15 protein-coding genes are annotated in these 17990 nt (G+C 42.5%); 13 read left to right on the top strand and 2 right to left on the bottom strand.

Going from position 1 to position 17990, the window contains the following annotated elements; genetic code table 11:
- Positions 1-6 precede the first annotated feature (6 nt).
- The 3 genes from KP625_RS05080 (at position 7) to KP625_RS05070 (ending at position 3989) form a co-directional block, all read left to right on the top strand.
- Positions 7-1101: a diacylglycerol/lipid kinase family protein gene (locus KP625_RS05080; protein ID WP_238299633.1), complete on the top strand. Its 1095-nt coding sequence runs from the start codon at positions 7-9 to the stop codon at positions 1099-1101.
- A gap of 119 nt (positions 1102-1220) precedes the next feature.
- Complete coding sequence (gene glmM, locus KP625_RS05075) at positions 1221-2579, top strand: phosphoglucosamine mutase (protein ID WP_238299632.1); 1359 nt, start codon at positions 1221-1223, stop codon at positions 2577-2579.
- Between the two features lie 6 nt (positions 2580-2585).
- A complete protein-coding gene (locus tag KP625_RS05070; RefSeq protein ID WP_238299631.1) occupies positions 2586-3989 on the top strand; it encodes an exopolysaccharide biosynthesis polyprenyl glycosylphosphotransferase in 1404 nt (467 codons plus the stop codon).
- 66 nt (positions 3990-4055) lie between these two features.
- Here KP625_RS05070 and KP625_RS05065 read toward each other — a convergent pair whose 3' ends face one another.
- Positions 4056-4400, bottom strand: coding sequence for a PilZ domain-containing protein (locus KP625_RS05065; RefSeq protein ID WP_021984191.1), 345 nt, complete (start codon positions 4398-4400; stop codon positions 4056-4058).
- Between the two features lie 212 nt (positions 4401-4612).
- Here KP625_RS05065 and purF point away from each other — a divergent pair, with 212 nt between their 5' ends.
- The 6 genes from purF to KP625_RS05035 all read left to right on the top strand — a co-directional run bounded on the left by purF (position 4613) and on the right by KP625_RS05035 (position 13039).
- Entirely contained in the window at positions 4613-6046 is a 1434-nt protein-coding gene (gene purF, locus KP625_RS05060) for an amidophosphoribosyltransferase (RefSeq protein ID WP_238299630.1), read from the top strand.
- Between the two features lie 54 nt (positions 6047-6100).
- Positions 6101-7555: an adenylosuccinate lyase gene (gene purB, locus KP625_RS05055; RefSeq protein WP_177969242.1), complete on the top strand. Its 1455-nt coding sequence runs from the start codon at positions 6101-6103 to the stop codon at positions 7553-7555.
- Positions 7556-7675: 120 nt separating this feature from the next.
- Entirely contained in the window at positions 7676-8965 is a 1290-nt protein-coding gene (locus KP625_RS05050) for an adenylosuccinate synthase (RefSeq protein ID WP_177969243.1), read from the top strand.
- A 107-nt stretch (positions 8966-9072) separates the two neighbouring features.
- The gene (locus tag KP625_RS05045) at positions 9073-10551 is read left to right on the top strand and encodes a nicotinate phosphoribosyltransferase (protein ID WP_238299629.1); all 1479 of its coding nucleotides are present in this window, start codon (positions 9073-9075) and stop codon (positions 10549-10551) included.
- Between the two features lie 121 nt (positions 10552-10672).
- A complete protein-coding gene (locus KP625_RS05040; RefSeq protein WP_177969245.1) occupies positions 10673-12106 on the top strand; it encodes a 4Fe-4S dicluster domain-containing protein in 1434 nt (477 codons plus the stop codon).
- A gap of 21 nt (positions 12107-12127) precedes the next feature.
- Positions 12128-13039, top strand: a complete 912-nt coding sequence (locus KP625_RS05035; protein ID WP_177969246.1) for an FHA domain-containing protein — start codon at positions 12128-12130, stop codon at positions 13037-13039.
- Positions 13040-13121: 82 nt separating this feature from the next.
- Here the strand turns inward: KP625_RS05035 and sigG are convergent, their stop codons facing one another.
- A complete protein-coding gene (gene sigG, locus KP625_RS05030; RefSeq protein ID WP_238299628.1) occupies positions 13122-13907 on the bottom strand; it encodes an RNA polymerase sporulation sigma factor SigG in 786 nt (261 codons plus the stop codon).
- A gap of 204 nt (positions 13908-14111) precedes the next feature.
- On the opposite strand from sigG, the gene typA reads away from it, so the two are divergent.
- The 4 genes from typA to KP625_RS05010 all read left to right on the top strand — a co-directional run bounded on the left by typA (position 14112) and on the right by KP625_RS05010 (position 17892).
- Positions 14112-15950, top strand: a complete 1839-nt coding sequence (gene typA / locus KP625_RS05025; protein WP_177969248.1) for a translational GTPase TypA — start codon at positions 14112-14114, stop codon at positions 15948-15950.
- A gap of 170 nt (positions 15951-16120) precedes the next feature.
- On the top strand, positions 16121-16555 hold the full coding sequence (locus KP625_RS05020) for an NfeD family protein (protein WP_177969249.1): 435 nt from the start codon (positions 16121-16123) through the stop codon (positions 16553-16555).
- Positions 16556-16570: 15 nt separating this feature from the next.
- On the top strand, positions 16571-17509 hold the full coding sequence (locus tag KP625_RS05015; RefSeq protein WP_177969250.1) for an SPFH domain-containing protein: 939 nt from the start codon (positions 16571-16573) through the stop codon (positions 17507-17509).
- 17 nt (positions 17510-17526) lie between these two features.
- A complete protein-coding gene (locus KP625_RS05010; RefSeq protein WP_238299627.1) occupies positions 17527-17892 on the top strand; it encodes a hypothetical protein in 366 nt (121 codons plus the stop codon).
- Positions 17893-17990: the final 98 nt, after the last annotated feature.

Below are 17990 nucleotides of genomic sequence, written 5' to 3'. Positions count from 1 at the left end.
GAAGCCATGAAACGCTTGTTATTTATTATCAATCCGAAAGCCGGACGAACGGCGATAAGAAACGATTTGTTTGAGATTATCATGGTATTTTCGCAGGCTGGATACGAGGTCGTGACTTATCCGACACAGGGGCCGGAGGATGCAGAGCGCAAGGTGCGCGTGGATGGTGAAGATTATGATCTGATTGTGTGTGCGGGTGGTGATGGAACACTTGATAACACTGTCTGTGGATATTCCAAGATGGGACATAAGAAAGTTCCGCTTGGCTATATTCCGGTTGGAACAACGAATGATTTTGCACGAAGTCTTCGTATCTCCAGAAAACCAATAGAAGCAGCAAATCAGATTATAAATGGAAAATGCACTAAGATAGATGTCGGACAGTTTGCGGAAAAGTCGTTTATTTATATTGCGGCATTTGGTATCTTTACTGATGTATCATACAGTACGAATCAGTCTTTAAAAAAGGCAATTGGACATTCGGCATATATTGTTGAGGGAATCAAAAACATTGGAAACTACAGGGGGTTTAATCTGACTGCACAGTTTGATGATAAGACTATCACCGGAAAATACCTGTACGGCATGGTTACAAATACCCTTTCGGTCGGCGGTTTTAAGCTGCGGGGGGCCAAGCATGTTGTGTTAGATGACGGGAAGTTTGACTGTCTTTTTATCAAGATGCCGTCGACACCGGCAGAGATGCAGCAGATTATTCGAGGAATTTTGCAAAATGAGGTCGAGGGTAATGAGATGTTTTTTGAATGTAAGGCATCTCGCGTCGTAGTAGATGGGGAACAGGAGATTGCATGGACACTCGATGGTGAGTTTGGCGGAAGTTTAAAGCATGTGGAGATCTTAAATCAACAGCAGGCACTGGATATTATGCTTCCGCAGATTAATATTGAGGAAGTAGCTCATCAACCACGTGACGATGAATTTGAAGGTATGACAGATGCAGACCGCGAAGAGGAAACTGCTTATACAGAGGATGATATTGATATCGAAGACCTATATAGCCGATATGCACTGCATTATCAGGAGAAATCCGAAAGGATGGATGTTGAGGATGAACAGACGGATTTGGATAAAACCGTGTGACAACTCATTGTTATGCCAATTCTTTACAATTTGGAGAAAAAAGCATATAATAAGAATAATGCACACAAGCATAAAACAAACAAGATAAAATTTAGAAACCTAAATTGAAAGGGGAAAATATGGGAAAGTATTTCGGAACAGACGGGTTCCGCGGTGAGGCAAACATAGACCTGACAGTGGAACATGCGTATAAGGTCGGAAGATATCTCGGATATTATTTTGGAAAAGAGAAGCAGGGGGATGACCGTGCAAGGATTGTGATCGGAAAGGATACGAGACGTTCGAGCTATATGTTTGAGTACTCACTTGTAGCGGGGTTGACTGCGAGTGGTGCAGATGTATATCTGATGCATGTCACGCCGACACCGAGTGTTTCATATATTGTGCGTGCTGATGAGTTTGATTGTGGAATTATGATTTCCGCAAGCCACAATCCGTTTTATGATAATGGAATTAAGATCATCAACAGTCATGGTGCCAAGATGGATGCGGCAGTTGAAAAGCAGATAGAAGATTATATCGATGGACTGGTGCCGGAAATTCCGTTTGCAACGAAGGAAAAGATTGGTCGTACAACGGATTATTCAATGGGTAGAAACCGCTACATCGGTTATCTGATGACACTTCCAACACGTGCATTCAAGAATCTGCGTGTGGGTCTTGACTGTGCGAACGGTGCTTCATCTACGGTTGCAAAGGCTGTGTTTGATGCACTTGGTGCGAAGACCTATGTCATCAACAATACGCCGGATGGTACGAATATCAATACAAACTGTGGTTCCACACATATCGAGGGATTACAGAAGTTTGTGGTAGAGAATAATTTAGATGCAGGATTCGCTTACGATGGTGATGCAGACCGTTGTCTGGCTGTCGATGAGAAGGGTAATCTGGTGGATGGCGATGCAATCATCTATATTTGCGGAAAATATCTGCGTGACCGAGGCAGACTGAACAACAATAAGGTTGTCACAACTGTAATGTCAAATCTTGGATTATACAAGGCTCTGGATGCAGAGGGTATCGGCTATGAGAAGACGGCAGTCGGAGACAAATATGTCTATGAGTGTATGATGGAAAATGGTTATATTCTTGGTGGCGAGCAGAGCGGACATATTATCTTCTCCAAAAATGCAAGAACCGGAGATGGTGTTTTAACATCTTTAAAAATTATGGAAGCCATGGTGGAGGAGAAGATGCCGCTTTCGGAACTGACACGTGGACTGACAATCTACCCACAGCTTCTGGTGAATGTGAAGGTTACAAGCAAGAAAGCAGTTATGGAAGATACAGATGTGCTTGCGGCAGCAAAGAAGGTTGAGGAAGCGCTTGGCGATGATGGACGGATTCTTCTACGTGAGAGTGGAACAGAACCGCTCATCCGTGTTATGGTAGAGGCAAAGACAGATGCACTTTGCAAGGAACATGTGGATGCGGTCGTGGATGTAATTCGAAAAAAAGGATATGAAGTACAGTAAGAGTTTATGATAAATAATACCAGAAAACTTGAGACATCCCTTGTGTTTTTTCTCAAGGCAATTTTGAATTTGATATTGTTTTTTGTATTGTATGGAATTTATGCAAAGTCAAACTGGCAGCTTTGGAATCTGTCCCGAACGTCTGGAATTACGATTGCGGCATATGTGGTCATGCATTACATGTTTTCGACCATTTATGGACATTATGATATAGGAAAACGAAAAAGCAAGCCGATTGTTTTGTCGCTGTTTCTAAACCAGATATTTACGGATGTGATTGATGTTATAGTATTGTCTATCATGAATACAAATCAGATGAACAATCATAGTTTTAAATTGGAACAGCCATATTTGCTGGTGCCGATTCTGGTGATACAGTTTGTTGTCATTCTGATTTTTGTATATGGTGGTAATCATCTGTATTTTAAGATATACCGGCCGGAAGATTGTATTATCGTCACATCTTCCCAGCAGAGCCTGAATGAGATTGCGCGCGGTATATTAAAGTATAAGCTGCAATATAAGATAAGCCGTGTTGTGGATTACCGGGATGTGAATTTGAAACAGTATATCCAGGATCATGATACGATATTTATTTACGATGTGCCGGTTCAGGATCGTACGCAGATTTTGGAGTATTGTTATCAGAATATGAAGAACGTATACTTTAATCCGGATATGCATGATGTCATTGAGAAGAGTGCGAAACATTTTATTCTGGATGATGTATCGGTGTATTGTAATTATTCAAAGGGGCTGACATTGGAACAGAGGTTTATCAAACGTACAATGGATATTATCATATCTGTGATCGCTTTGATTCTCACATCGCCGATTATGTTGGCCGTTATCATCATGATTAAGATTGATGATCATGGAAGCATTATTTTCAAGCAGAACCGTGCAACGCGGGATGGAAAAATCTTTTCTGTGTATAAGTTTCGAACAATGCGGGAGAATGTACAGAATTATTCGGTTGTGGAAGATGATGAACGTGTAACCCGTGTGGGGAGGTTTTTACGAAAATACCGGTTGGATGAGATACCACAGTTTTTTAATGTCTTAAAGGGGGACATGAGTGTGGTAGGACCAAGACCGGAAATGCTTGCAAATGTGTTTAACTACACGTCTGTCCTTCCGGAATTTGAGTACCGGCTGCGTGTAAAGGCAGGAATTACCGGACATGCACAGATTGCCGGCAAATATAACACATCGCCGAAGGATAAGCTGATTCTGGATCTGACGTATATTGAAGAGTACAGTTTCTGGCTGGATATCAAGCTTCTGTTCCAGACATTGATTGTTTTATTCAAAAAGGACAGTACTGAGGCATTCCACAGAGGAGAAGAACTGGTCTTTGAAGAGTATCAGCCGCCAGCAGAGGCAGAGAGTCAGGAAATAGAAAATTAATACAAACAAAAAGTTGTGTACGAATAGTGTACACAACTTTTTTGTTTGTATGTATGAAATCAGAAACTACAGATTCTGTGCATACTCTTCAAAGATATAATCATACATGGAAGGCAGACCGACAAACTCACAACCATAGCGGTAACCGGCATTACCGATTGGTGTTACATACAGAATCTTTACAACGGATAAAATTACTTCTTCCCGGTTCTCAAATTCGATTGTGGCATTGAAATAATAATTAACCGGAAGTTTGGACAGAGACATGAATCCAATACCGGCCTTGGAAATATCAAAGACCTCAATTTCAGCGTCAAGATTCTCAATTTTCACACCGTCCTGCTTAAATAAATTAGAAACTTCCAGTTTTAATTTAATCGGAAGTCTAACATTCTTTCTTTTTTCCTGCATATTAACCCTCCAGCTTGGAATTTTTATTAGATTGGCACTATTATATCAAAAAAACAAGTAAAACGCTATATAAATTCACGAAAACTCGAAAAAACTGCATAAACTGTTTGATACTTTAAGTTATCTAGGTTATAATAAGCAAGGTTTGAAAAAAATACCCAAAAAAGAAGCAATATGCGGATAATAAGATTATAATGAGAGGAACGTGCGATATGAGTGATGTAATGGAACACTATCAGGATGACGGTCTGCACGAAGAATGTGGAGTCTTCGGCATGTATGATTTTGATGGACATGATGTGGCTAGAACGATTTACTATGGACTGTTCGCTTTGCAGCACAGAGGACAGGAAAGTTGTGGTATTGCGGTATCCGATACGGATGGACCAAAAGGTAAAGTCCTGTCAGCAAAGGGAATGGGTCTCGTGAATGAAGTATTCACGCAGGAAGATTTCGATAAGCTCAGCGGAAACATCGGTGTTGGACATGTGAGGTATTCAACTGCAGGGGCAAGTACCAGAGAAAATGCACAGCCGCTTGTACTGAACTATATAAAAGGTACACTTGGGCTTGCACATAACGGAAATTTGGTCAATGCACCGGAACTTCGAAGAGAACTGGCACATGATGGTGCAATCTTCCAGACAACGATTGACTCTGAGGTGATTGCATATCATATCGCGAGAGAGCGTGTCAAGACAACTTGTGTCGAAGAAGCAGTCCAAAATGCAATGCGTAAATTAGTTGGATCCTATTCACTGATTGTTATGAGTCCGAGAAAACTGATTGGTGCCCGTGATCCATTTGGATTCCGTCCGCTTTGTATTGGAAAGCGTGACAATGCATATGTGCTTGCATCCGAAAGCTGTGCACTTGATACAATCGGGGCGGAATTTGTCCGGGATGTAGAACCGGGTGAGATGGTCGTTATATCGCCGCGGGGCATTGAGAGTCATAAGGAACTGTGCCAGAAGGAGCATGGCAGATGCATATTTGAATATATTTATTTTGCAAGACCGGACAGCGTGATTGATGGCATGAGTGTGTATCAGTCGCGTATTATTGCCGGAAGATGTCTCGCGAAGGATAGTCCGGTTGATGCAGATTTGGTAGTTGGAGTGCCTGAATCAGGAAATGCAGCGGCACTTGGCTATTCGCTCGAATCCGGTATCCCATACGGAACCGCATTTGTAAAAAATGGTTATGTCGGACGAACTTTTATTAAGCCAAAGCAGAGTCAGCGTGAATCCAGCGTACGTGTAAAGTTGAATGTTCTAAAGGATGCAGTCGCCGGAAAGCGTGTTATTATGATTGATGATTCTATTGTGAGAGGAACGACAAGTGACCGGATTGTCAGCATGTTGAAGGAAGCCGGTGCAAAGGAAGTCCATGTGCGGATTTCATCACCGCCATTCTTATATCCTTGTTATTTCGGAACGGATGTACCGGACAGCGACCAGTTGATTGCGTACAACCGTACGATTGAGGAGATCCGTCAGATCATCGGTGCAGATTCGCTGGGATACCTTAAGCTTGAACGGCTGCCGGAACTGACCGGAGGCAGACAGTTCTGCCAGGGTTGTTTCACAGGAAAATGGCCAATTGATCCACCAAAAGAAGATATTCGTGGCGAATATGACGCATAAGGTGTATAATAGAAAATGCATGTGAGGAAAATATATAAATATATGGAGGTTTTTATGAGCAGAGATAAGTATGTAAGCCCACTTTCGGAAAGATACGCAAGCAAGGAGATGCAGTATATTTTTTCTCCGGACATGAAGTTTAAGACGTGGCGAAAATTATGGATTGCACTTGCTGAGACAGAGAAGGAGCTTGGATTAAAGGATGCAGATGGCAATCCACGTATTACAGACGAGCAGATTGATGAACTGAAAAGCCATGTGGAGGATATCAACTACGATGTGGCAAGAGAACGTGAAAAACTTGTGCGCCATGATGTTATGAGCCATGTATATGCATATGGACAACAGTGCCCGAAAGCAGCAGGGATTATCCATCTGGGTGCGACAAGCTGCTATGTCGGAGATAACACAGATGTGATTATCATGACAGAGGCAATGAAGCTTGTCCGTACAAAGCTGATCAATGTAATCAATGAGCTTGCAAAGTTTGCGGATACATACAAGGATCTTCCAACACTGGCATTCACACATTTTCAGCCTGCACAGCCAACGACAGTCGGTAAGCGTGCAACACTCTGGATGCAGGAGTTATTGCTGGATTTAGCGGATCTTGAATATATGATTGGGCAGCAGAAGCTGCTTGGCTGTAAAGGAACAACCGGTACACAGGCAAGTTTTTTAGAGCTGTTTGAGGGCGACCATGAGACAGTAAAGAAAATCGACGGCAAAATCGCAGAGAAGATGGGATTTGCAGCATGTTATCCGGTTTCCGGACAGACATATTCCAGAAAAGTTGATGCAAGAGTCTTAAATGTACTTTCCGGTATTGCAATGTCTGCACATAAGTTTTCGAATGATATCCGTCTTCTGCAGCATTTGAAGGAAGTAGAAGAACCGTTTGAAAAGAATCAGATTGGTTCCTCAGCGATGGCATATAAGCGTAATCCGATGCGGAGTGAGCGAATCGCCTCTCTGGCTGACTATGTGATGGCAGATGCTTTGAACCCGGCAATTGTGGCAAGTACACAGTGGTTTGAACGTACACTGGATGATTCTGCAAATAAGAGGATTTCTGTGCCGGAAGCATTTCTTGCTATTGACGGTATTTTGGACCTTTACTTAAATGTTGTAGACGGACTCGTTGTATATGACAAGGTTATCTATCAGCACTTCATGAAGGAAATCCCATTTATGGCAACCGAGAACATTATGATGGATGCCGTAAAACGTGGTGGAAACCGTCAGGAACTGCATGAGAAGATTCGTGAGTATTCTATGATTGCTGGTGAGCAGGTCAAGAAGTATGGAAACGAGAATAACTTAGTAGAGCTGATTGCATGCGATTCTGCGTTTGGAATGACGAGAGAAGAGATTGAAGCATTGCTTGATCCAAAGAACTTCGTTGGACGTGCACCGGAGCAGACAGCTGAGTTTCTGGCAGAGCAGATTCAGCCAATTCTTGATGCAAACAAAGATATCCTTGGTGTAAAAGCAGAGATTAACGTATAAGATGCGTAATCACGGATGTGTATTGATTTTATTGTAAAAATAAAGTAAAATAGACAGGTCGGCTGTGGTCGGCACACTATTAATTGCAAAGTGATAAAAACGGAGGTAACAGGTTAGACTATGGTACAGGCAGTAGTAGGCGCTAATTGGGGTGACGAAGGTAAAGGTAAAATTACAGATATGCTCGCAGAGAAAGCAGACATTATCGTACGTTTTCAGGGTGGAGCAAATGCAGGTCATACGATTGTAAATAACTATGGAAAGTTTGCGTTGCATACACTTCCTTCTGGCGTATTTTATGACCATACAACCAGCATTATTGGAAATGGTGTAGCACTGAATATTCCGGTATTGTTCAATGAAGTAAAGTCAATTACAGATAAAGGTGTTCCAATGCCGAAGATTTTAGTATCGGATCGTGCACAGATGGTAATGCCATATCATGTATTATTTGATGAATACGAAGAGGAGAGACTGGCAGGAAAGTCTTTCGGCTCTACAAAGTCCGGTATTGCTCCGTTTTATTCAGATAAATATGCAAAGATTGGTTTCCAGGTAAGCGAGTTGTTCGATGATGAGGCGGCGTTGCGTGACAAGATAGAGCGTGTAATTGCATCAAAGAATGTATTGTTGGAGTATCTGTACAAGAAACCACTTCTTACAGTAGATGAAGTATATAATACTTTGATGGAGTACAAGGAGATGGTAGCTCCGTTTGTTTGTGATGTATCTGCATATTTGTACAAGGCAATCAAAGAAGGAAAGCATATCCTATTGGAAGGACAGCTTGGTTCTATGAAGGATCCGGATCACGGAATCTATCCAATGGTTACATCTTCTTCTACACTGGCAGCCTATGGTGCAATCGGAGCGGGTATTCCGCCATATGAGATTAAACAGATTGTAACAGTATGTAAGGCATATTCTTCCGCTGTTGGAGCAGGTGAGTTCGTCAGCGAGATTTTTGGAGAAGAGGCAGATGAACTTCGCCGTCGCGGTGGTGATGGAGGAGAGTTCGGTGCAACAACCGGACGACCAAGACGTATGGGATGGTTTGACTGTGTGGCATCGAAGTATGGCTGCCGTATTCAGGGTACAACCGATGTTGCATTTACGGTATTGGATGTACTTGGCTATCTTGATGAGATTCCGGTCTGTGTCGGTTACGACATCGACGGAGAGGTGACAACGGACTTTCCGACAACCGCAAGATTAAAGAAAGCAAAGCCGGTATATAAGGTGCTTCCGGGATGGAAACAGGATATCCGGGGAATTAAGAAGTACGAGGATCTTCCGGAGAACTGCCGTAAGTATATCGAGTTTATCGAGGAACAGATTGGATTCCCGATCACGATGGTTTCCAACGGACCGAAGAGATCCGATATTATCTATCGTGGATTTAACAACTAAAATGAAATAAAAAGACAAAGGCTGTTGCACCATCGCTTTGGTGCAGCAGTTTTTCTAATTATGGAAACATGAAGCGTATGGAAACATGAAATCGTATGTTTTCGGGCATGGGAAATGGAGATGTTTATTCTATGAGAAATCTGACAATGTTGATGGACTATTATGAACTGACGATGTCCAATGGATACTTTGAAAAAGGATTTAAAGATAAAAAGGTCGTATTTGATATGTTCTACCGGAAGAACCCGGACAACGGCGGGTTTGTTGTATCTGCCGGATTAGAGCAGTTGATCGAGTATATCGAGAATATGCATTTCTCGAGGGAAGATATCGAGTTCCTACGGAGCAAGGGTGAGTTCTCAGAAGGATTTCTGAAGTATCTTGCCGGGTTTAAATTTACAGGAAATATCGATGCATTGCCAGAGGGAACGATCTGTTATCCGAATACGCCCCTTGTCACGGTGACGGCACCGGTAATTGAAGCACAGCTTATCGAGACAATGCTTTTACTTACAATGAATTTCCAGTCTTTGATTGCAACAAAGGCATCACGCATCTGCCGGACAGCGGCGGAGAGCGGTGCGGTTGTGATGGAGTTTGGTGCGAGACGTGCACATGGCGGTGATGCGGCAATTCTTGGCGCAAGAGCTGCTTACATTGGTGGTGCAGCTGCAACGGCGACTGTATTGGCAGATGAACGATTTGGGGTGCCGGCGATTGGGACAATGGCACATAGCTGGATTCAGTTTTTTGACAATGAGTATGAAGCATTTAAGGCGTATGCAGAAGTTTATCCGGATAACTGCACATTGTTGATTGATACGTATGATATATTAAACAGCGGATTGGTGAATGCCATCCGCGTGGCAAAGGAAGTGTTGGAGCCTGCCGGAAAACGCTTGAAAGGTGTGCGTATCGACAGTGGCGATCTGGCGTATTTCTCAAAGAAAATCCGTAAGACACTTGATGCACATAACATGCAGGACTGTAAGATCGTTGTATCGAACAGTGTGGATGAGTTTTTGATGCAATCACTGAAAAAACAAAATGCAAGTATTAATTCATATGGTGTCGGAGAACGGATGATCACTTCAAAATCCGATCCGATTTTTGGCGGTGTCTATAAGCTTGCCGCAGTACAGAATGATGCCGGAGAATTTGTGCCGAGAATCAAGATCTCTGAGAACGTTGAGAAGATTACGAATCCGGGTAGAAAGAAACTGTGGCGGATCTATAGCCGAGAGACCGGGTATGCGCTTGCTGATCTTATCACAATGTATGATGAGAAGGTAAATGGAGACGAGCCATTTGCTTATGTGGATCCGGTTAAGCCATGGAAAAAGATGAAGTTTGAAAACGTGGATGTGAAAGAACTGCAGGTGCCTATTTTCCGCGATGGAAAGCTGGTATATGATAAACCGGAATTAGATGAGATTAAGGCATATGTAACGGAACAGCTTGACAACCAGATATGGGAAGAGGAGCAGAGATTTACGAATCCACACATCCATTATGTGGATTTATCAAAAAAACTGTATCAGGTAAAAGAGCAGATGCTTTCACAGGCACAGGGGGACAATCATTAAAAAATACACGAAAATAGATTCTTTTCGTTGACAGAAATTATCAGAAATATTAAGATAATTGTATATATTTCATGTTACGACATAAAAGTAGGAGAAGGAGAGAAATCTCTCTAGAAAAAATATGAGAAAATTTGACACCAGAACCCAATATTTTCGTTATGAAGTGCTGCGCGAAGTTGCACGTATGGCGTGGGACGGCACACTGCTCGAAGGAATCCTGGATATTCCGATGAAGATTATTCCGGGTAAGAAACCGACGATGCGATGCTGCGTATTTAAGGAGCGTGCAATTGTGAGTGAACAGGTCAAGATGGCAATGGGGGGCAATCCGGATAATGATAACGTGATAGAAGTCATGGAGATTGCCTGCGATGAGTGTCCGGTTGGCGGATATGAAGTCGGACAGCATTGTCGTGGATGTCTGGCACACCGGTGTGCGGATGCATGTAAGTTCGGTGCAATTACGATTGATGAGCATCAGAAAGCGCATATTGATAAGTCCAAGTGTAAGGAGTGTGGTGCCTGCGCAAAGGCGTGTCCGTATAGTGCTATATCGGATTTTAAGCGTCCGTGTCAGCAGGCTTGTAAGATCGGCGCAATCACAATGAATGAGGATCAGGAAGCGAAGATTGATAACGATAAGTGTATTGCCTGTGGCGCGTGTGTGTATCAGTGCCCGTTTGGTGCTATTAACGAGAAATCATATATATTACAGGTTATCAACATGCTCAAGGACAGTGACCATGGCAAGAAATACAAGGTATATGCAGCCGTTGCACCAGCAATTGCCGGACAGTTTATCTATGCGAAGCGCGGACAGGTTATCAGTGGAATCAAGGCACTTGGCTTTGATGAAGTTGTGGAGGTTGCACTTGGTGCAGATATGACAACCTGGCATGAATCACAGGAATTACGGGAGAAGGGCATGCTGACAAGCTCGTGCTGTCCGGCGTTCGTAACTTATGTGGAGAAGAATTTCCCGGATATGCTGCCGTATGTATCTTCAACGCTGTCTCCGATGGCAATGATCGGTAAACATATCAAGGAGCAGGATCCGACGGCGAAGGTTGTATTTATCGGACCTTGTACTGCAAAGAAGATGGAGATCCGCAAGGAGACAGTTGCACCATATATTGACAGTGCGCTGACTTTCGAGGAACTGCAGGCAGTGCTTGACAGCCGGGATATTGATATCACGACACTGGAGGAAGAGAGTCTGGAGGATGCTTCTTATTTTGGACGTATCTTTGCACACACCGGCGGATTGAGCAGTGCTGTAAAACAGGGTATGAAGGAACAGGGGGCAGAGGATTTTGAATTAAAACCGGTTGTCTGTGATGGTATTGAGGAGTGTAAGATTGCATTGCTGAAACTGCGAAGAAATATGCTGGATGGTAATTTCATGGAAGGTATGGCATGCCAGGGTGGTTGTGTGAACGGCAACGGAAACCTGACACACATGGCAAAGAGCCGTATGGATGTAGAGAAATACGGTAAGGAAGCTGCAGATAAGACGATTGAACATGCAATTGCAGATTTTTCCTTGAAAGAATAAAGAGGGACAGGGGGTCAGCAGATGGACCAGATACAGGAAAGTTATGATGAATTTAATCTGAATTTCAGAATTGAAGATACAGTGATTGTGAATCAGACAGAGATGGAAGGGTTCAATGCATTTTTTTTAGGAAATCAGTCTACCTGTCAGCAAAGTATCGTGGATGGTGTAAGGGTATTATCTTATAAGATTCCGGCAACACTGCCACTTGGACAGTTTTTGAAAAAACAGTTATATAAAGGAGAGTTCCTCTCAATATTGTCCAATATTTTAAATCAGTTATTGTATTTTGAGGATTGCAATATGCCGATTAAGAAGGTGCTTCTGAATACGAAGTACATGTATATTGAGTTGTCAAATCTGCATGTGCAACTGATTTATATGCCGATTGAGAAGGATTTTGCAGATTGTAATGTCTGTGAGTTCGTGCAGAATTTTATCAGTAAGATTCGGTTCGCGGATATGCAGTGTGTAAATTGTGTGGATCAGATTCTGCATTATCTTGACAGCCGGCTGATGTTTTCTCTTCGGGAGTTCTATACATTTATCATCGAATTGCAGAAAGAAGAAATCTTGAAGGATGATATTGATCTGGGACAGGGTGAGACAACAGTGTTGCAGCAGATGAGTTACAACAATATCACCCCATATCTTGTTCGCTCTCGGACAAATGCGTTGATACCGATTGAAAAGAAGGAATTTCTTGTTGGAAAATCACCGGAATGTGATTACCAGATTATGGATAACCGCAAAGTGAGCCGGAAGCATTGCAGTTTCCGGATCAGCAATGGTGAGTGTTACATTCGTGATGAGAATTCGACCAACCATACATTTGTGAACGGCAAGATGATCCAGCCCGGATTTGATGTCATGCTGAAGAACGATGATTATATCCGTATGGGGGATGAAGAATTTAAGTATTGGGTAAGATAAAGAAAAAAGGAAGTTTCAGATGTACGAGTGCAAATGTCTGAAACTTTCTTTTTTCATGTAATGGAACTGGTCGGACATGGGATTATTCATTTGACAGATAATGCCGCATGGACTTTAAGGCGTTTTTTTCTAACCGGCTGACCTGTGCCTGGGAGATAGAAATTTCATCCGCAACTTCGGTCTGGGTTTTGCCTTCAAAAAAACGCAACCGGATGATATTCCATTCACGTTCATTCAGACGGTGCATTGCTTCCTGTAAGGCGAGGGATTCTACCCAGTTTTCTTCTTTGCTTTTCTTATCTTTTACCTGATCCATCAGATACAGAATATCCTGACCTTCCTGATATACTGGTTCAAATAATGACATGGGTGTCGCAATTGCGTCTAATGCATTGACAATATCTTCTTTTGGAATGTCAAGCGCTGTGGCAATTTCATTTATCGTTGGTTCACGGTCATTTTTTTTTGTCAGGATATCGCGCATATATATTGCTTTATAGGCAATATCACGAAGCGAGCGTGAAACGCGGATTACATTGTTGTCACGTATATATCTCCGGACTTCGCCGATAATCATTGGTACTGCGTAGGTACTGAATTTGACATCGAGAGATTGATCAAAATTATCCAGTGCTTTGATCAGTCCGATACAGCCAACCTGAAAGAGGTCATCCGAGTTTTCGGCGTGGCTGCCGGAAAAACGTTGAATGACACTTAATACGAGACGCAGATTTCCGCGGATGAATTCTTCTCTGGCGTCTTTATCCCCTGCGTTCATACGGACAAATAATGCCTTTTTTTCTTCCTCGTTGAGCAAAGGGAGTTTACTTGTGTTGACTCCGCATATTACTACCTTATTTCCAGCCATAATTCGTATCTCCTGTAGTTCTTTTAGTTGCTACTACAAAGGATTTACAAAACTATGGAAAGCTATACAGTTTTTAGTTTCCAGTTTTTGGCTGGACTTCATTCTCAAAGTTTTTTGTGTAAAATATTGAAAGTAAGGGAAGAATGTGCTAAAATACCTAAGTTTGTTGTAGTTGAGTATGTATATAGAGATGAGGAAAGAGATATGCAGATTACAAGAGAAGATGTAAGAAACGTAGCAATTATCGCCCATGTCGATCATGGCAAGACAACTCTCGTGGACGAACTATTAAAGCAGAGTGGTGTGTTCCGTGACAATCAGGAAGTAGCAGAGCGTGTCATGGATTCCAATGATATCGAACGTGAGAGAGGTATCACAATTCTTTCAAAAAACACCGCCGTTACTTATAAGAATACGAAGATTAACATTATAGATACCCCGGGGCATGCCGATTTCGGTGGCGAGGTAGAACGTGTCTTAAAGATGGTAAATGGTGTTATTCTCGTGGTGGATGCATTTGAAGGTGCAATGCCGCAGACAAAGTTCGTGCTCAAGAAGGCGTTGGAACTGGATTTGAACGTAATCGTGTGTATCAATAAGATTGATCGTCCGGAGGCAAGACCGGCAGAGGTGGAAGAGGAAGTGTTAGAGCTTTTGTTAGAGCTTGATGCCAATGAAAAGCAGCTTGACTGTCCATTTGTATACGCATCTGCAAAGGCGGGAATTGCGTCCCTCTCACCGGATGAACCGGGGACAGATATGCAGCCGTTGTTTGAGACGATTTTAAAGTATATCCCTGCACCAACCGGTGATCCGGATGCCGGAACACAGATTTTGATTAGTACGATTGATTATAATGAGTATGTTGGTCGTATCGGTGTAGGTAAGGTAGATAACGGTACGATTAAGTTAAACCAGGATGCGATTATCGTAAACCATCATGAGCCTGACAAGTACCGCAAAGTAAAGATTGGTAAATTATATGAGTTTGAAGGTCTGAATAAGGTAGAAGTGAACGAAGCAGGTATTGGTTCAATCGTAGCTATTTCCGGTATCTCAGACATCCACATCGGTGACACAATCTGTTCGCCGGATGATCCGGAACCAATTCCGTTCCAGAAGATTTCTGAGCCTACAATCGCAATGCATTTCATGGTAAATGATTCGCCGCTTGCAGGTAAGGAAGGAAAGTTTGTTACTTCCCGTCACCTGCGTGACCGTCTGTTCCGTGAGTTAAATACGGATGTTTCTCTTCGCGTGGAAGAAACTGATACAACGGAGAGCTTCAAAGTATCCGGACGTGGTGAGCTGCATCTGTCTGTATTGATCGAGAATATGCGTCGTGAAGGATATGAGTTCGCAGTAAGTAAGGCAGAAGTTATCTACAAGGAAGATGAGAAGGGCAAGAAATTAGAGCCGTTTGAGATTGCGGTTATTGATGTGCCGGATGAATTCTCCGGTACAGTTATCAATATGCTGAATCAGCGTAAGGGTGAGCTGCAGGGCATGGCACCAACCGGAAATGGTACAACGAGACTGGAGTTTTCTATTCCATCCCGTGGATTGATCGGTTTCCGAGGCGATTTTATGACTGCTACCAAAGGAAACGGTATCATCAATACAATGTTTGATGGTTATCAGCCGTACAAGGGCGATATGAATTATAGAAGTCAGGGTTCCCTGATTGCGTTTGAGTCAGGTGAGAGTATTACCTATGGACTGTTCAATGCACAGGAGCGTGGAACACTCTTTATCGGACCGGGCGAGCAGGTTTATGGCGGTATGGTCGTTGGACAGTGCGGTAAGGCAGAGGATATCGAAGTTAATGTCTGCAAGAAGAAACAGTTGACTAACACACGTGCATCTGGTTCGGATGATGCGTTAAAACTGACACCACCAAAGATTCTTTCTTTGGAGCAGGCACTTGATTTTATTGATACTGACGAGCTTTTGGAAATTACACCGAAGTCTATTCGTATCCGTAAAAAGATTCTGGATCCGACGCTTCGTATGCGTGCAAAGCGGGCAATGCAGACAAATTAGTCATTAAAAACAGGTAAATAAAAAAGAATGTGAGAATTTCGTTAAATTTGTGCAATGTTTACGAAATTCTCTTCTTTTTTTATGGAAGATTATTTTGTAGTGTGGTAAAATAAAAATAACGTGTGAATGGCAGAAAATGCGTTTCACGAATAAGGCAGGAGGAGGTTCATATGGCTTTAACAGTTTGGCTGATTATTACGGTAATACTGATTGCTGTAGAGATTGTTACTCTGGGATTGACATCCATATGGTTTGCGGGAGGTGCGCTCATTGCGGGACTGATTTCGCTGACCGGAGTACATTGGCTGGTGCAGATTCTTGTATTTGCTGTTGTTTCGACAATCCTATTTGTATTTACCAGACCGATTGCAACGAAACACTTCATGAAGAACATTGAGAAGACAAATGTGGATAGTCTGATTGGAAAGGAAGGCGTTGTAAAACAGGACATCGATAATATCGAAGCAAAAGGTGTTGTGAAATTGAACGGCATGGACTGGACAGCGCGTTCTGTGGATGGAACGAAGATTCCGGCAGGAGACAAAGTACTGGTTGATAGCATTGATGGCGTAAAACTTATGGTTGTTAAAAAAGAAAATTCATAATTTGGGAGGAATAAAATGAACGGAGCACAGATTTTAGGTATTTTTCTTGTTATTTTAGTTGTGATCGTGATTTGCAGCTCGATCCGTGTAGTACCACAGGCGCATGCATATGTTATTGAACGTCTGGGGACTTACAATACGACATGGTCAGCAGGTTTACATTTGAAAACCCCGTTGATTGATAAGGTAGCACACCGCATTTCTATGAAGGAGCAGGTTGTTGATTTTGCACCACAGCCGGTAATTACGAAAGATAATGTTACGATGCGGATTGATACAGTCGTATTCTTCCAGATTACGGATCCGAAGCTTTTTGCATATGGTGTGGAAAAGCCGATCATGGCAATCGAAAACTTAACAGCGACAACTCTTCGTAATATTATCGGTGAGCTTGAACTTGACCAGACTCTGACGTCAAGAGAGACAATCAATACGAAGATGCGTGCAACTCTCGATGAGGCGACAGATCCTTGGGGTATCAAAGTAAACCGTGTAGAGTTGAAGAATATCATTCCGCCGGCAGCAATTCAGGATGCAATGGAAAAACAGATGAAGGCAGAACGTGAGAGACGTGAGCAGATCCTGATTGCGGAAGGTGAGAAGAAGTCAGCAATCTTACGGGCAGAAGGTCAGAAGGAATCTCTGATTCTTTCTGCGGAAGCAGAGAAGCAGTCGGCAATTCTTCGTGCAGAGGCAACGAAGGAAGCAACAATCCGTCGTGCTGAAGGTGAGGCAGAAGCAATCCTTAAAGTACAGCAGGCAAATGCAGATGGTATCAAGTTCTTAAATGAGGCTGCACCGGATCAGGCGGTTCTTACATTGAAGAGTCTTGAAGCATTTGCGAAAGCGGCTGATGGAAAGGCAACCAAGTTGATTATTCCGAGTGAGATTTCCGGGATTGCAGGACTAGCATCATCGTTGACGGAGATTGTCACAAAGAACAAAGAGTCGTAGGCAGGAGGAGATTTTGTATGAGTGATAAAATATCTGCACAACAGGAATTGCTGAAAGAACTTTACAACTACAGTGCAAATATCATTCCGGGAACGGAAACACTGATTACAGAACTCAGACATAATCGGCAGACCGATACGGATGAGTTGTTCAATCTGGTGATTCAGGGAATCAATTGGGAAATTGAAGTTTTCAATAATTGTGAGGATCTAATCAACGAGAAGGAACAAAAAATAGATAAAGCGAAAATGGCGTCTGCGGTTGGACGCCTTGGTAAAGTTCTGCAGGAAAAGGATGATATCAAACTTGCTGCGTCGTTGGAAGTGGATTTTTTGCCATTTTTAAAGGCAATGAAAGATGTCGCAGGAACGGTAAATGTGTAATAAAATGTAATTTTTAGTATTATTCACTATTCCAATGAGCTTTTTTACGAAAAAATTATAAAAATTGCCTAAAAGTATTTCACTTTTTTGGGTTTAAT

It is taken from the genome of Eubacterium sp. MSJ-33 (assembly GCF_022174665.1).
GTDB lineage: Bacteria > Bacillota > Clostridia > Lachnospirales > Lachnospiraceae > Coprococcus_C.
Note: the sequence above shows the minus strand (reverse complement) of the source record. Positions and strands in the feature narration are given on the sequence as shown.

Bases quoted from the DNA above. Each gene is read 5' to 3' on its own strand.
- KP625_RS05080 (WP_238299633.1), top strand. From the start codon at position 7: ATGAAACGCTTGTTATTTATTATCAATCCGAAAGCCGGACGAACGGCG.
- glmM (WP_238299632.1), top strand. From the start codon at position 1,221: ATGGGAAAGTATTTCGGAACAGACGGGTTCCGCGGTGAGGCAAACATA.
- KP625_RS05070 (WP_238299631.1), top strand. From the start codon at position 2,586: ATGATAAATAATACCAGAAAACTTGAGACATCCCTTGTGTTTTTTCTC.
- KP625_RS05065 (WP_021984191.1), bottom strand. From the start codon at position 4,400: ATGCAGGAAAAAAGAAAGAATGTTAGACTTCCGATTAAATTAAAACTG.
- purF (WP_238299630.1), top strand. From the start codon at position 4,613: ATGAGTGATGTAATGGAACACTATCAGGATGACGGTCTGCACGAAGAA.
- purB (WP_177969242.1), top strand. From the start codon at position 6,101: ATGAGCAGAGATAAGTATGTAAGCCCACTTTCGGAAAGATACGCAAGC.
- KP625_RS05050 (WP_177969243.1), top strand. From the start codon at position 7,676: ATGGTACAGGCAGTAGTAGGCGCTAATTGGGGTGACGAAGGTAAAGGT.
- KP625_RS05045 (WP_238299629.1), top strand. From the start codon at position 9,073: ATGGGAAATGGAGATGTTTATTCTATGAGAAATCTGACAATGTTGATG.
- KP625_RS05040 (WP_177969245.1), top strand. From the start codon at position 10,673: ATGAGAAAATTTGACACCAGAACCCAATATTTTCGTTATGAAGTGCTG.
- KP625_RS05035 (WP_177969246.1), top strand. From the start codon at position 12,128: ATGGACCAGATACAGGAAAGTTATGATGAATTTAATCTGAATTTCAGA.
- sigG (WP_238299628.1), bottom strand. From the start codon at position 13,907: ATGGCTGGAAATAAGGTAGTAATATGCGGAGTCAACACAAGTAAACTC.
- typA (WP_177969248.1), top strand. From the start codon at position 14,112: ATGCAGATTACAAGAGAAGATGTAAGAAACGTAGCAATTATCGCCCAT.
- KP625_RS05020 (WP_177969249.1), top strand. From the start codon at position 16,121: ATGGCTTTAACAGTTTGGCTGATTATTACGGTAATACTGATTGCTGTA.
- KP625_RS05015 (WP_177969250.1), top strand. From the start codon at position 16,571: ATGAACGGAGCACAGATTTTAGGTATTTTTCTTGTTATTTTAGTTGTG.
- KP625_RS05010 (WP_238299627.1), top strand. From the start codon at position 17,527: ATGAGTGATAAAATATCTGCACAACAGGAATTGCTGAAAGAACTTTAC.